This is a genomic window from Anoxybacillus sp. PDR2, from assembly GCF_009834045.1.
GTDB lineage: Bacteria > Bacillota > Bacilli > Bacillales > Anoxybacillaceae > Anoxybacteroides > Anoxybacteroides rupiense.
Genome location: NZ_CP047158.1, coordinates 40,001 through 54,482, shown reverse-complemented (window position 1 = coordinate 54,482; position 14,482 = coordinate 40,001). Strand labels below are relative to the sequence as shown.

Sequence of the window (14,482 nt, the reverse complement as noted above, 5' to 3'; positions counted from 1 at the left end):
AAAAAAGGTCTAGAGCTAGACCTTTTTTTCAAAAATATCCACTAAGCGATTACTAAGAGCAGCAAATTCTTGAATGGTCAGCGTCTCACCTCTTCTTTTTGAATCAATGCCACTATCCGCTAACCCGCGCTCAATATTTTCTTTTTGCTGTTTTCCGTTGGGCAGATGGCTTATTAGATTATTTAAAATCGTTTTGCGCCTTTGTCCGAAGCTAGCCCGAACCACCTGAAAGAAAAATGATTCATCAACGACTTCAACCGCTGGCTTTTCTCTTTTTGTTAAACGAATCACAGCAGAATCAACATTTGGCTGAGGCATAAAAACCGTTCTAGGCACATTCATCACGGTTTCAGCTTTTGTATAGTATTGGATAGCAATGGATAAAGAGCCATAATCTTTAGTACCAGGAGAAGCAGAAATGCGGTCTGCCACTTCTTTTTGCAACATGACCACAATGCCACGGATCGGCAAACGATCTGTAAGCAGCTTCATAATAATAGGTGTCGTTACATAATAAGGCAAATTGGCCACAACCATAATATCATGAATTTCTGCCAATTCTTCATCAATAATGTGCTGAATATTAGCCTTAAGTACATCTTGATGAATAATACGAATATTGGAATATAAGGAGAGGGTATCCGCTAAAATAGGCAAAAGGCGCTGATCGATTTCAAAGGAAATCACTTTTTTGGCCTGGCGCGCCAGCTGCTCAGTAAGGGCCCCAATCCCTGGGCCAATTTCAATTACGCCTGTTTCGTTAGACAATTCTGCAAAATCGACAATGCGACGCAAAATGTTCGTGTCAATGAGAAAATTTTGTCCTAAACTTTTCTTAAATGAAAAACCATATTTATTTAAAATTTCACGCGTACGTGCCGGTGTAGCAATATCCTTATTCATTGTTTTTTTCCTCCTGAAGCACTTGCTCAAGCGCATGATAAAACGCTTCTTTAGAAATTTGAAACATGAGCAGCCGTTTATAGAGCTGCTTTCCATTTGTATAGCCAATTTTTAATATTTGCCCTAAACGCTGCCGCCGAGCTTTAGCTAATGGTCCGCCAATCAATCCAGCAGCTATGAGGTCATCCAGCGTAATATCTTCTCGCCATTCTGCCGCTTCCTCATATACGTGCCTTAGTGCTTGCTGAATCGCTTCAACAGAAGCATATTCAACGCCAACTCCCCTTCCTTTTTTAGAAAGCGCCTCCTGCTTTGGTAAAAACGCATGTTTACAACCAGGTACGCGTTCAGCAATTGTTTTTCGAATCTTTTCACCAGGGAAGTCTGGATCAGTAAAAATAATAACGCCACGCTTTTCATTTGCCAGCTTGATCCGTTCAATCGTTTCTTCTGTAATGGCCGAACCATTCGTTTCAATCGTATCTGCTGTAACCGCGCGCTGAATGGCTACTGTATCATCTCGTCCTTCAACAACAATAATTTCTTTAATTTTCAATCCTTCTGCGCAGAAATATGGTTCCGCGCTTCCCCCTTTCTTTCACAAAAAATGTTCCATGATGATCCCATAAAACCGAATGAACAATTGTGTCCCAGACTTTATTTAATATTTTTTATCATTACTACATAAAAAACGCGAAACTTTTTGCCCATTTCTTCGTCTAATAATGTAGAAAATCACTTCCCATTATAACGAAAAAAAAGAGGGGAGAAAAACCCCTCTCTTGCGTTTTGCCTATTGTATAATTCTTACCTTTACGCGTTTCGTTCCCCAACGAAATGCAGCGGACTTATTTGGAAAGAAAACATCAATTTTATACCCATTAATGCTGCCTCCTGTATCAGCAGCAATTGCATAGCCATAGCCTTCTACGTATACTTTAGAGCCGAGAGGAATAACGCGAGGATCCACAGCAATGACTTTCATATGCGGATTCGCCCGCAGGTTGATTCCTGTACTCGTTCTTCCCGAACAGCCGCCGCAATAGGCTGTATACGCTGTCGCATTAACATAAAGTTCTCTAGATGATGCTGACGAGCCGCGCGATGTCATCGCTGGCCTTTCTTTCGTACCCACAGCGATCACTCGATTTTGGCTTTGCTTCACGGTTTCAGTTTTTAATAGCTTCCTAGATATTTCCTTTCCGTTTTCTAGCACAACCTCATAATGCTTTGATAAAAGCCCTTTTTGACCTGGATTAATGACTCGTTGCTCACCTTTAGGCAAGCTAGCATCCTTCTGAGTAACGACTGCGAAATTTACCGGTTCTTCCACTACATCGGTGACTTTTTGAACTTTCGTAACCTTCACAACCATATTCGCTTTTATTTGATCTTGTAATGCTGGCTCTACACGGTCGAGTTCATTTAACGTGATATGGTGCTGCTTTAAAAAGTCAGCGACAGTAGTCGAAGTTGCCCACACTTGCTGTTGCTTACCGCCGACATTCAACTGAACAGGAAACGCTTTTTGCAGCGAAATGCTCATCCCTTTTTGGATCGGTGCATCCAGTGATGGAGATACTCGATCATATGGTCCGACGGTAATATGCTGGCTCGCTAATAACTCTCTTACACTTTCAGCAGTCGTCCATAGTTCCTTTTGCTTTCCATCTATTTTGACGGTAACTTGTTTGCTCGCTTTCCAGACAATATTCAAATCGTCTGTAACAACCGTATCAAGAGAAGGGTACACATGATCCTCTGGACGAAGGTCAATATGCTGCTCCTTTAACACTTCTTTCACTGTGTTAGCGTGTGTGCGAATCTCTTGCCTCTCTCCATTTTTAGTAAGAACCACATGATCCTTTGTTGCTTCATATCCTGCAAATCCAGTCGTCGCTGAAAAAGCTATTAAACTACTAGCTGTTACTGTAAAGTTTTTCCTTAATGAATCAGAAAGCAGACTCCTCATGCTAGTCAACACGGTCTAAACCGCCTCCTTCATTTGCCTATATTTCCCCTTTCCCTAACCTTTACGCATAAGCACACTCTATTATGCAAAAAATAAAGGTAAAAGGGAAGGAAGACTTGTCGACATGTCTATACTATGCATCGTTCTAAATTTGTAGAACTCTTTTTTATTTCTCGATGATTAGACAAGCCTTCTCAAAAAACGACACATTTTGTTAGCGATTAATGCCGAATAATTTTTTCGCATTTTCGGTTGTTTTCATCGCTACTTCCTCAAAAGAAACCCCTTTCAGCTCAGCAATCGCTTCGGCAACATACTTCACATAGCTCGGTTCATTGCGCTTGCCTCGAAAAGGATGCGGGGTTAAATAAGGACAGTCCGTTTCTATAAGCAAATGTTCAAGAGGGATTTCTTTCGCAACTTCTTTAGGCTTCTTCGCATTTTTGAATGTCACAGGTCCGCCAAACGAAAGGTAAAAATTCATATGGATGCACTGCTTTGCCACCTCAACACTGCCGGTAAAACAATGCATGACCCCGCCGACTTCTTGTGCGTTTTCCGATTGTAAAACTTCCAAAATATCCGCTGTCGCCTCGCGATTATGTATAATAATCGGCAGCTTCACCTTTTTCGCCAGTTCAATTTGCTGCCGAAATACTTCTTTTTGTATTTCCTTCGGTGATTTATCCCAGTAATAATCTAGTCCCATCTCTCCTAATGCCACTACTTTAGGATGCGATGCTAGTTCTTCAATCATTTGCAAATCTTTGTCCGTCATATCAATCGCATCGACAGGATGCCAGCCAACCGCAGCATAAATAAACTCATATTGCTCTGCCAGTTCCATCGCACCGGCAATCGTCGGACGATCAAATCCCACGACTACAATATGAGATACTCCTTCATCCCGGGCTCGCTGAATGACCTCTGTCACATCCTCGCTATATTGCATCGCATTTAGATGTGCATGCGTATCAAATAACATAAGCAATGACCCCTTTTCTAACCTGTTGTTAAGTGTAGCATACAAAGCGATTACATATATCACATATCCTTAACATTTATATTACAAAATGACAACAAAGAGGTGTCGTGTGTTTCATTCACGTCCACCTCTCTGATTGATGCTACTTAATTTTGGTTCCGTTCGGCAGATTCTCATCAACAGTTGCTAAAGAAAGCATTCCATTTGTCTCGCCAGCCAAAATCATTCCTTGAGATAGTTCTCCTCGCAACTTAACTGGCTTCAAATTCGTTACACAAATCACTTTTTTGCCAATTAATTGTTCAGGTTGATAAAATTCAGCAATTCCTGACACGACTTGACGCTTTTCATAGCCAAGGTCGAGCTGTAGTTTAAGAAGCTTGTTGGCTTTTTTTACCAGTTCAACATGGAGAATTTGCGCCACTCGCAAATCTACTTTCATAAAATCATCAATTGTAATTTCCGCCGCCGTTTCTTTGGATGGATCGTTTGCTGAAGGATTTTGTGCCGCTTGATCTCCTTGCATGTGCGATTTAATATACGCCACTTCCGTTTCCATCTCCAATCTCGGAAATAAAGGCTCTCCTTTTTCAACCTTTGTTCCTTCTTTTAAAAGGCCAAATTGATATAAGCTTTCCCATTCTTTTAATTCTTGTTGTTTGATGCCGAGCTGCTGAAAGATTTTGTCTGGAGTGCGAGTTAAAAATGGCTGAAGCAAAATCGCCATGTGACGGAGCGATTCTGCCAAGTGCGTCATGACGGACGCCAATTTTTCCTTATTTGCTTCCTCTTTCGCTAATATCCACGGTTGTGTCTCGTCAATATATTTATTAGCTCGGCTGATGAATTGCCACAACGCTGTCAGAGCAACAGAAAACTCCATTTTTTCCATTGCCTCTTCATAATGCTTTACCGTTTCCTTCGATGTTTCAACAAGCTGATTATCGAACGCAGTTTTCGGTCCATCATAAACCGGAATCACACCATCAAAATATTTTTGAATCATCGCAATCGTACGATTTAGTAAATTTCCTAAATCATTGGCTAAATCATAATTAATTCGTTCGACAAACCCTTCCGGAGTAAATACCCCATCTGAACCAAATGGAACTTCGCGGAGTAAATAATAGCGAAGCGCATCTAAACCATAACGGTCAATTAATGTCACAGGATCGACGACATTTCCTTTAGATTTCGACATTTTCCCATCTTTCATTAGCAGCCAGCCATGGGCAAATACCTTCTTCGGCAACGGTAAATCCAGTGCCATTAGCATAATCGGCCAGTAAATCGTATGGAAGCGAACAATTTCTTTCCCTACCAGATGAACATCTGCCGGCCAATATTTCAAAAACTTCTCATCATTTTCCGTACCATAGCCCAATGCTGTAATATAATTAGATAACGCATCAATCCATACATAAATCACATGCTTCGGATCTCCCGGCACTTTAATGCCCCAGTCAAAGGTTGTTCGCGACACAGCTAAATCTTCCAAGCCAGGCTTAATAAAGTTGTTAATCATTTCATTTTTGCGAGATTCTGGCTGGATAAATTCCGAATTTTCTTCGTAATATTGAAGAAGACGATCGACATATTTGCTCATATTAAAGAAATACGATTCTTCTTTTACCTTTTCAACCGGACGCCCGCAATCTGGACAATTACCATCTACCAACTGTCTTTCTGTATAAAATGATTCACAAGGTGTACAATACCAGCCTTCATATTGATCTAAATAAATATCTCCTTGTTCTACTAGACGGGCAAAAATCTTTTCAACCACCTCTTTGTGGCGATCCTCTGTCGTACGAATGAAATCATCATAAGAAATATCGAGCTTTTTCCATAGCTCTTGAATCCCAGCAACGATTTCATCTACATATGCTTGAGGTGTAACTCCTTTTTCTTCCGCTTTTCGCTGAATTTTTTGTCCGTGTTCGTCCGTTCCTGTCAAATACATCACATCGTATCCGCGAAGCCGCTTATATCGAGCCATCGCGTCTCCAGCCACCGTCGTATAAGCATGGCCAATATGTAACTTGCCGCTTGGATAGTAAATCGGTGTCGTCAGATAAAAGGTTTTCTTCTCCATTTTATACCCTCCTCGATATGCAAAAACCCTCGTCCAAAGACGAGAGCAATTATCGCTTATTATATATTTTATATGATTTTGATGGTATATAAAAACATCTATTTCTCTCATCTTGGAAAAATATACATAAACACTTGAACAAATGTCAACAAATACGGTTGATTTTTGTCGAATATTCTTTACGAGTTTATATTTATAAAAAAAGAAGTGGAAAAAATAGAAAAGCATGCTTATTTTTTGATAAATTTATATATTTTATTACTTTCCTAATATATAAATAAAAAGATATAAACTCTTAATTGAAAGCATGTGATATTAAATAAAATTTTTCTAAAATAACAAAATACATTTTTTTTAAATTTTACATATAAAAGGATTGACGTATAATGGAAACATTGATATGATTAGGTTGTAGGAATTTTGTCGAATATTGACGAATAAACAAACAGGCACATAGAATTTATGATGGAGAGGAGATTATTTCAATGAAATCTACAGGTATCGTTCGTAAAGTGGATGAATTAGGCCGCGTTGTTATTCCAATTGAGTTACGCCGTACATTAGATATCGCGGAAAAAGATGCGTTAGAAATTTATGTTGACGATGAGCGCATCATCCTCAAAAAATATAAACCAAATATGACATGTGTCGTAACAGGTGAAGTTTCTGACGATAACTTCAAGCTTGCTGGCGGCAAAATCATTTTAAGCCGTGAAGGTGCTGAAATCCTTCTTAAAGAAATTCAAGAACAATTAGAAACATCAAAATAAAAGTTTCTCTAGATTTTCTAGAGAAACTTTTTTATTGGTGATATTCTTGATAGATTTCCCGTTTCGGCACCTTTCGATCTTTTGCTACTTCTTTTATTGCATCCTTGACGCTCAAATGTTTTTCATCAATATAATAATCAACATGTTCGCTGACTGAAAGCGAATGCCACCAATCGCTCACCTGTTCCTCGTTTTCCTTTGCCCCTTCCACAATGATACAAAATTCGCCGCGAATCTCCCCGTTCTTTGTCCATTCGATTACCTCGCTTATAGTACCGCGAATAAATTCTTCAAACCGCTTAGTTAATTCGCGGCCTATCGCAATTTTCCGCTCTCCCATGACTTCATGCATCTCCGCCAGTGTATCGGCCAATCGGTGCGGCGATTCATAGAAAATCATGGTGTCACGTATATTCTTTAATGCTTCAAGCTGTTGTTTCTTCTCTTTTTTCGCCCTATCAAGGAAACCAAAAAAATAAAAATGTTCAGTTGGAAGCCCAGAAGCAACAAGGGAGGTGAGCGCCGCATTCGCTCCCGGCAATGGTACAACAGGGCAACGCTCTTCCAAAGCGGCGGCAACGAGATCATAGCCCGGATCAGAAATAGCAGGCATTCCAGCATCGCTCACCAATGCAATCGTTTTTCCTTCTTGCAGCCATTCGACAATTTTTTTGCCAGCTGTATATTTATTATGTTCATGATAACTGATGATTGGTGTCGTAATTTCAAAATGGTTAAGCAACTTTTTCGTTTGTCTCGTATCTTCTGCTGCTATCATATCTGCTTCCTTTAACACCCGCAATGCCCGAAATGTTATATCCTCTAAATTGCCAATCGGGGTCGGCACAATATATAAAGTTCCTTGATGAGTTTGCTCTGCAAAGCTTTTCTGCTGCCAAACCATAATTTTTTCTCCTTTTTATCACATTCCATATAATATTTGCCTTACTTCTTCTGTATACTCATTATGATCATTATACACAATTAACGGTGGCAAAATTTTTAAATCAGGATTCCCATCTTTTATCCCTTCGATCAAAAGCGTATTGGCTTCCTTCCCCAGTTTGGGGTATACGAAACGTAACCGCTTTGGCTCTAAACGATATTTCCGCATCAGGGTCACAATATCTAATAAGCGACCCGGCCGATGAACAAATGCCGCTTTTCCTCCTTGCTTAAGCAGCTGGCTGCTAACCTTCATGACATCCTCTAGCGTACAATAAATCTCATGACGCGCAATCGCTAAATGCCTATTTTTATTCATTTCCTCCTCACTTACAGTCGGAAAATATGGCGGATTGCATGTCACCACATCATATTTGCTGTAACCGAGCTTCTGAGGCATGTCCTTAATATCTCCATGAATCATCTCAATTTGCTCTGTCAGCCCATTATATTGCACACTTCTTCTAGCCATATCATAAATTCGTTCTTGAATTTCAACACCGATAATTTTTCCTTTCGTCCTTTTGCTGAGCAAAAGTGGAATCACACCATTACCTGTACATAAATCAACAATATGGCCTTTTTGAATGGGCAAATATGCGAATTTCGCCAACAACACTGCATCTAATGAAAAGGCAAAAACAGATGGACTCTGAACAATGCGCATATCTTCATTTAAGAGATAATCGAGTCTTTCATCGTGCTGCAATTCAATCATCGTTCTAATCCCTCTTTCATGTTCTTTCAAGAAAAGAGCCTCTCCTTGTTGGAAAGGCTCCGTTATTACTTTTTATTTAAAAAAGACAAGCAAAATAAGCAATCTTCCGTACGAACGCTGCCATAATGAACATTGCAAATATGAAACCCTTCTTGATAAAGCCGCGCCAAATTGTCATATCCTTCACCAATATCAATCGGCTTGCGTTCATTTTTTACCTTATGGCTTTTTTCTTTTCGTTTTATGCTGACCGCATCTTCAGTAAGTTGCTCGAGACGCATGCGCAAATGGCTGTTCTCCATTTGCAACTGCCGGTTCTCCTCAAGTAATTGAGCAAGATGTTCCTTCAGTTCAACAAGCTGACTATACAAATGGCTGATTTGTTCTTCCATACTTGTTACTGATTGAAAAATCTCTTTCTTATCCACGCAAATCCACCTCAATTAATCTGTGGCCTGAATCGACAAAACTCCTTCTTTTACTAGCTCATCAATGGTATATTCGACTACTCGTTCGTGCTCTGGCAATTCCACTTGCAGCACTCTTTCCAAAATATTTAAGCCAACTACTCTGCCGAGGCCATGCGGGGTTTCAATATATTCCCCTAAATCAGGCAACTGCTCTTTTGCTGTTTCATATTCGTCGTTTTCATATTTTAAGCAGCACATTAGCCGTCCGCAAAGACCAGAAATTTTGGTAGGGTTTAAAGATAAATTTTGATCCTTCGCCATTTTAATGGATACAGGATCAAAATCCCCTAAAAAAGTAGAGCAACAAAGCATTCTTCCGCAAGGCCCGATTCCTCCAAGCATTTTTGCTTCATCGCGAACACCTATTTGTCTTAGCTCGATGCGAGTGCGAAAAATAGCTGCTAGATCTTTCACAAGCTCACGGAAATCAACTCGTCCATCAGCTGTAAAATAGAAAATCACTTTATTGCGATCAAACGTGTACTCCACATCAACAAGCTTCATTTCAAGCCCGTGCTCTTCAACCTTTTTTAAACAAATTTGATACGCTTCCTGCGCTGCTTTTTTGTTTTCTTCAACGACCATTTTGTCTTTCGAATCTGCTATGCGAATCACCTTTTTTAAAGGCAAAACGATATCATTCTCATCCACTTGTTTATTTCCAATAACGACCTTACCGAATTCAATGCCACGAACAGTTTCTACAATGACAAACTCTCCGGTTGGAATCGTTAATTCTCCAGGATCAAAATAATAAATTTTTCCTGCTTTTTTAAAACGGACGCCTACTACATTATACAAACGGTCTTCCCTCCTTTAAGTTGAGGATAAGCTGCTCCATTAAAAGCTGGGTATTCATATTTGTATTTAAACGTGCTTTTGCTTGTAAAATCGTCGACATATTTTGGATCATTCGTTTTTGCGAACAGGCAAGAGCCCATTGCTGCAAGCTATCTAATCGATCGCAGTAAACAATGTTTTCAAGCTGATCGAGTTGCAAATACATTAGATCCTTATATAAATACAACAATAAATCCAGTCCTATATCCATTTGCTGCTTCTCTTGAAAATGGGGCATCCATTTTTCATGTATCATGAAAAGTGCATATGAGGGCTTTCCCTGTAATGCTTCATATAATTGTAACACTATTTTTCGGGCATCTGCAAACCAATCATCTCGACTTAATTCGAGAGCTTCTTCGCGATTGTTCGTAACATGTGCCGCAAGAAGGGCAAGATGGGGAGGAATTTGTTGTTCTCTTAAATAATCAGCGATGGCAGTAGGCGGCAACGTCCGAAATGATAAAACTTGGCAACGGGAAATGATGGTTGGTAACATGCGATGATATTGCTCTGTTAACAAAACCGCCGTTGTGCCTCGGTGAGGCTCCTCCAAAAACTTCAGCAAACTATTAGCCGCATTGTTTGTCATTTTATCTGCATGCCTAATGATGTAAAGCTTTTGGTTTGATTCGACTCCCGTTTTAGAAAATTCCTCTTGCAATGCTTCAATTTGCCCTTTTTTGATCGATTGACCATCCGGTTCAATCCAGTGTACATCCGGATGGTTTCCTGAATCGATCCTTCGACAATTTCTACATTCATTACAAGGTCTATACGTTAAACGGTTGAGACAAAATAAACTTTTGGCCAGCAATAAACTGACTTCTCTTTTGCCTGTTCCCCGTTGTCCTTCAAATAAATAAGCATGTGCCACACGCTCTTTTTCAATGCTGCGAGCGAGCATCTTCATCACAATCGGTTGATACTGCTCAAGCTGGTCCCAAAGAACAGCCACATCCATCACTCACTTATCTATGATCTAAAATCGAAAAACGCTCCCATTTTGCATTGATCCTGCTGCTTATTCAGGATGATGAGACAGACATCGTCTTCGTTCAACTGCATCATATTTATTATGAAGCAATAGCCGCAAAACGGGAGACCTTATTTTTATTCTAACATGTCTTATGAATTTCATCATTTTATGTTTCATGGTCGAACGATTTTTCCTGTTCACCAAGCTTCTTTAAGATAATATGGGCCGTGTCAGCCAACACCTCATCAACTGGTTTTGAAGCATCAATTTGTACAATACGTTCAGGAAAACGTTGGGCTAACTGCAAATATCCTTGCCGTACTTTATGATGAAACGACAAGCTTTCCATATCCAGTCGATTAATTTCACGCTGCTGGCTTTTACGAATTCGCTCTAAGCCTACCTCCGGTTCTAAATCAAAATAAAACGTCAACGATGGAAAGTATCCATCAATGGCAAATTGATTAATACTTAATATCTCATCCATTCCCAGCCCTCTTGCAAAGCCTTGATAAGCAAGGGAGCTATCAATAAAACGATCACACAATACAATTTTCCCGCTTGTCATGGCAGGAATAATTTTTTCTACAAGATGCTGTCTTCTTGCTGCAGCATATAATAAAGCCTCGGTTCGTCCATCCATTTTTATATATGCTGGATTTAAAATAATGGAACGAATTTCCTCGGCAATTTCAATTCCTCCTGGTTCTCTTGTCGCCACAACCTCCCAGCCCCGCTCTGTCAAAAAGTCCTTCAGCATAGCAATAATCGTCGTTTTTCCTGCTCCTTCTGGTCCTTCAAATGAGAAAAATGGTCCTACCACATCTGTCACCCTTTTCATTTTCTTTTTTATTATTCGAACACCTCAATTTGATGAAAATCGAGTCGTTTTCCTCCTTGGAAATGAGAACCGTATTGTCGTAATTCAAGAAGCGAGGCAATATGTTCTCCGTTAATGATTTCTCCAATAATCAATAAAGGAATCCCTGGGGGATACGGTATAATGGTTTCTGCTGCTATGAGCCCCTCTGCTTGTTCCACATGAACAAATTTTCTGTTTCGCTTCTTTAATGATGAATATGGAATGACCTCTGATGCTGCCGCAAACGAAATGGGCGAGACAGAATCAAGGGAACGGTCACAACGGTGAAGACCAGAAAATGCCTTTTTTATTTTTTCAATAATCTCCTCCAGATTTTCAAATAATGCTAAGGGATAAACAAAAAGAACATTCAATGGATCAGCCAATTCAGTAAAAATCCCTGCTTGCTCTAAACAGCGCTGCAATTCATAACCTGATAACGAGCTTCTTGTTTGAACCGTAATTTTTAATAAATCGGTCATCACACATGGATCAGTAGATTCCACTACCGCTATTCCTTCTATTCCATTTAATGCTTTTTTAAATAAAGATACTTGAGCTTGTATATGACCGATCTCTTCTATAGATAAATGAGCTAAATAGCTTCGAGCTAAATCAAGTGAAGCCATAATTGGATAAGATGGGCTGCTCGATTGAAATATTCGCAAAAAGTGATGCAGTTTTTCTATGTCGACTAACGAGCTGTTTACATGTAAATACGACCCCATTGTCATAGCCGGCAATGTTTTGTGAGCGGATTGTACAACCACATCAGCACCATATGTTATCGCTGTTGAAGGAAAAGGATCTCCTAATATAAAATGAGCGCCATGAGCTTCGTCAACAAGCACAGGGATGCCATAGCGATGGGCCATACTCACCGCTTCTTTTAGATCAACTGCCATGCCATAATAATTGGGGTTTGTCAAAATCAGAGCTTTAGCGTTAGGATAAGCTTCAATAGCCTGTTTAATTGCCTCGTTAGAAACATAAGAAGCCACTTTTACCTCATCATCAAACTGAGGAGAAAGAAATACAGGCACTGCTCCTACTAGCTGCAAAGCATGGATAATCGATTTATGGCAATTTCTTTGCACAATTACCGGCTCGTTTTCTTCACACGTAGCAAAAATCATGGCTAAATTGCCAACAGTTGAACCATTGATCAAAAAAAAGGTTTCATCCACTCCATACAACTCAGCTGTTAATCGTTGTGCAGCTGCAATCACAGACTCCGGTTGATGGAGATCATCCAGTCCATTCAATTCAGTAACGTCAATCCTTAATAAATGCTTATAATGGTTTTTTGATTCGTTTAAAAATACATTTCCATATTTATGTCCTGGTACATGGAAAGAAATTGGATGTGCAGAGAAATGCTTTTTTAAAGCCGTATATAAAGGTGTTTCTTGTTGTTGATAACTCATACGAAATCATTCCTTTTTTATTCTATCAATTAAATATATTAAAATAAAATGGGGCTGTCTGATAAGTCCCTAAAATGAAACAAGTGGAGAAAAACGAGCCGTTTTTCTCCACTTGCTTTTGTATTTTTTCGATTTTTCTTCGAAAGTAGCTGGCGGATGCCTGCTACTTTCAGTATGTTGTGGGCTAACGCCACAATCCCAAACTCGACATGTACCTTGTCGAGGCCCCGCAAAGAAAATCTGCGGAACGACCGATTGCCCTTGATGTGACCGAACACACTTTCTACTTCGACTTTGCGCCGAGCGTAGATGGCGGCTTTCTCTTCACATTCAAGGGCTGTTTTTGCCTTCGCTTTCATTTCTTCGAAGACGGTATTCCAGTGAACTTGACGATTGCCCTTCGCCTTCGTGCATTTCGCTTTTAATGGGCAATCTGTACAATCTTCACATTCGTATATTTTGAAGCTTTGTTCATAACCAGATGGATTCTTTTGGTTTTGATATTTTTTAAATGTTACTTTCCTTCCATTCGGGCAAATAAAACCATCATCTTGCTCACAATAGGTCCAGTTTTTCGCGTTTTGGATATCCTTTTTGTCTTTGCGTGTCTGTTCTCGTACATAGGATCCATAAGGAATGAGAAAATCCAATCGAGGCTCTTTCTCATCACCAATCGCATATACATAGTTTTCTTCACTGCCATATCCTGCATCCGCGATGATGGTTTTGGGCATCGGTAAAGAAGTAGCCGCCAGTTTCTCCAAATGTGGGATCAAACAACGCGTGTCTGTAGGTCGTTGGTGAATCGTATAAAACAAGATAAACTGATTCTCTGTCCCTATTTGCACGTTATACCCTGGCTTGAGCTGACCGTTTTTCATATGATCTTCTTTCATGCGCATGAAGGTTGCGTCTTTGTCTGTTTTGGAATAACTGTTACGGTCGCCAAAGATTTCGTTCTGTTCCTTGTATGTAGCTAGTCGTGGTAAGAAATTTTCCCGAATCAGCTTTAAAGGTTTTTTCCATTTCCTGCATTCTTGGCCCTTTTCCTTACGAATCTTTGTCTCTGGTTCCTTTTCTATTTCCTCTGTTAGCGTTTCAACTTTTTCTTCTATCTCCTTAGCGACTGTCTCTAAATGATGTTCGGTGATCTCTTCACGTTGTTCGGTTTCCTTTTCTCCCGTTCCAGCTTCTAATGGTGTCAATTCATGAATGTACTCAAGTGTTTCTTGAATTTTTTCTTTTAATGTTGCTTCCCATTTCTCTGTTGATTTTTTCCACACGAAAGAATACTTATTGGCGTTGGCTTCCATCTTGGTGCCATCCAAAAAGTAGTTTTCCATTGTGATGTACTTTTCTTCAATCAATTTTAGAATCATGGCTTCAAATAACTCATCCATCAAGGCTTTCATCCGTTCTCCGCGGAACTCATTGATCGTGCGGAAATCGGGTTGTTGCATCGCAGCTAACCATATGGCAGGAAGATTTTCTTTTATTAGTTTTTCGATTCCACGGC

13 protein-coding genes and 1 pseudogene (1 of these 14 only partly in view) are annotated in these 14,482 nt (G+C 39.8%); 1 reads left to right on the top strand and 13 read right to left on the bottom strand.

The features are described from left to right. Window positions 1-15: 15 nt before the first annotated feature. From rsmA to metG, 5 genes are all read right to left on the bottom strand, one after another. A complete protein-coding gene (gene rsmA / locus GRQ40_RS00265; RefSeq protein ID WP_066151231.1) occupies window positions 16-903 on the bottom strand; it encodes a 16S rRNA (adenine(1518)-N(6)/adenine(1519)-N(6))-dimethyltransferase RsmA in 888 nt (295 codons plus the stop codon). Continuing rightward, a complete protein-coding gene (gene rnmV / locus GRQ40_RS00260; protein WP_159719159.1) occupies window positions 896-1,459 on the bottom strand; it encodes a ribonuclease M5 in 564 nt (187 codons plus the stop codon). The genes rsmA and rnmV overlap by 8 nt, the downstream gene beginning before the upstream one ends. Window positions 1,460-1,696: 237 nt before the next feature. Further along, window positions 1,697-2,887: a ubiquitin-like domain-containing protein gene (locus GRQ40_RS00255; protein WP_370514178.1), complete on the bottom strand. Its 1,191-nt coding sequence runs from the start codon at window positions 2,885-2,887 to the stop codon at window positions 1,697-1,699. Window positions 2,888-3,089: 202 nt separating this feature from the next. Next, a complete protein-coding gene (locus GRQ40_RS00250; RefSeq protein ID WP_066151237.1) occupies window positions 3,090-3,860 on the bottom strand; it encodes a TatD family hydrolase in 771 nt (256 codons plus the stop codon). A gap of 142 nt (window positions 3,861-4,002) precedes the next feature. Then, the gene (gene metG, locus GRQ40_RS00245) at window positions 4,003-6,066 is read right to left on the bottom strand and encodes a methionine--tRNA ligase (protein WP_159719158.1); all 2,064 of its coding nucleotides are present in this window, start codon (window positions 6,064-6,066) and stop codon (window positions 4,003-4,005) included. A 374-nt stretch (window positions 6,067-6,440) separates the two neighbouring features. On the opposite strand from metG, the gene GRQ40_RS00240 reads away from it, so the two are divergent. After that, on the top strand, window positions 6,441-6,725 hold the full coding sequence (locus GRQ40_RS00240; RefSeq protein WP_044742039.1) for a transition state genes transcriptional regulator AbrB: 285 nt from the start codon (window positions 6,441-6,443) through the stop codon (window positions 6,723-6,725). 31 nt (window positions 6,726-6,756) lie between these two features. Here the strand turns inward: GRQ40_RS00240 and rsmI are convergent, their stop codons facing one another. The 8 genes and pseudogenes from rsmI to GRQ40_RS00200 all read right to left on the bottom strand — a co-directional run. After that, window positions 6,757-7,629: a 16S rRNA (cytidine(1402)-2'-O)-methyltransferase gene (gene rsmI / locus GRQ40_RS00235; RefSeq protein WP_159719157.1), complete on the bottom strand. Its 873-nt coding sequence runs from the start codon at window positions 7,627-7,629 to the stop codon at window positions 6,757-6,759. Window positions 7,630-7,647: 18 nt separating this feature from the next. Next, a complete protein-coding gene (locus tag GRQ40_RS00230) occupies window positions 7,648-8,388 on the bottom strand; it encodes a tRNA1(Val) (adenine(37)-N6)-methyltransferase (protein WP_066151261.1) in 741 nt (246 codons plus the stop codon). Between the two features lie 65 nt (window positions 8,389-8,453). Beyond that, entirely contained in the window at window positions 8,454-8,816 is a 363-nt protein-coding gene (gene yabA / locus GRQ40_RS00225) for a DNA replication initiation control protein YabA (RefSeq protein ID WP_044742041.1), read from the bottom strand. A 15-nt stretch (window positions 8,817-8,831) separates the two neighbouring features. After that, window positions 8,832-9,659: a PSP1 domain-containing protein gene (locus GRQ40_RS00220; RefSeq protein ID WP_044742042.1), complete on the bottom strand. Its 828-nt coding sequence runs from the start codon at window positions 9,657-9,659 to the stop codon at window positions 8,832-8,834. Beyond that, window positions 9,652-10,656 carry a DNA polymerase III subunit delta' gene (gene holB, locus GRQ40_RS00215; RefSeq protein WP_066151263.1) on the bottom strand — a complete coding sequence of 335 codons (1,005 nt, stop codon included), beginning with the start codon at window positions 10,654-10,656 and terminating at the stop codon, window positions 9,652-9,654. The genes GRQ40_RS00220 and holB overlap by 8 nt, the downstream gene beginning before the upstream one ends. Window positions 10,657-10,843: 187 nt before the next feature. Beyond that, window positions 10,844-11,500, bottom strand: coding sequence for a dTMP kinase (tmk, locus tag GRQ40_RS00210; RefSeq protein ID WP_066151247.1), 657 nt, complete (start codon window positions 11,498-11,500; stop codon window positions 10,844-10,846). 29 nt (window positions 11,501-11,529) lie between these two features. Further along, window positions 11,530-12,966 (bottom strand): aminotransferase class I/II-fold pyridoxal phosphate-dependent enzyme, encoded by a 1,437-nt coding sequence (locus tag GRQ40_RS00205; RefSeq protein WP_080862606.1) that lies wholly within the window; start codon window positions 12,964-12,966, stop codon window positions 11,530-11,532. A 38-nt stretch (window positions 12,967-13,004) separates the two neighbouring features. Beyond that, window positions 13,005-14,482 (bottom strand): annotated as a pseudogene (locus tag GRQ40_RS00200) (IS1182 family transposase) (its annotated part continues 187 nt past the right edge of the window); the annotation flags it as partial.

What these genes read in the sequence shown, in the direction of transcription:
- GRQ40_RS00240 (WP_044742039.1), top strand. Translation starts at nt 6,441, where the DNA reads ATGAAATCTACAGGTATCGTTCGTAAAGTGGATGAATTAGGCCGCGTT.
- GRQ40_RS00230 (WP_066151261.1), bottom strand. Translation starts at nt 8,388, where the DNA reads ATGATTGAATTGCAGCACGATGAAAGACTCGATTATCTCTTAAATGAA.
- GRQ40_RS00250 (WP_066151237.1), bottom strand. Translation starts at nt 3,860, where the DNA reads ATGTTATTTGATACGCATGCACATCTAAATGCGATGCAATATAGCGAG.
- metG (WP_159719158.1), bottom strand. Translation starts at nt 6,066, where the DNA reads ATGAGAGAAATAGATGTTTTTATATACCATCAAAATCATATAAAATAT.
- rsmI (WP_159719157.1), bottom strand. Translation starts at nt 7,629, where the DNA reads ATGGTTTGGCAGCAGAAAAGCTTTGCAGAGCAAACTCATCAAGGAACT.
- GRQ40_RS00205 (WP_080862606.1), bottom strand. Translation starts at nt 12,966, where the DNA reads ATGAGTTATCAACAACAAGAAACACCTTTATATACGGCTTTAAAAAAG.
- rsmA (WP_066151231.1), bottom strand. Translation starts at nt 903, where the DNA reads ATGAATAAGGATATTGCTACACCGGCACGTACGCGTGAAATTTTAAAT.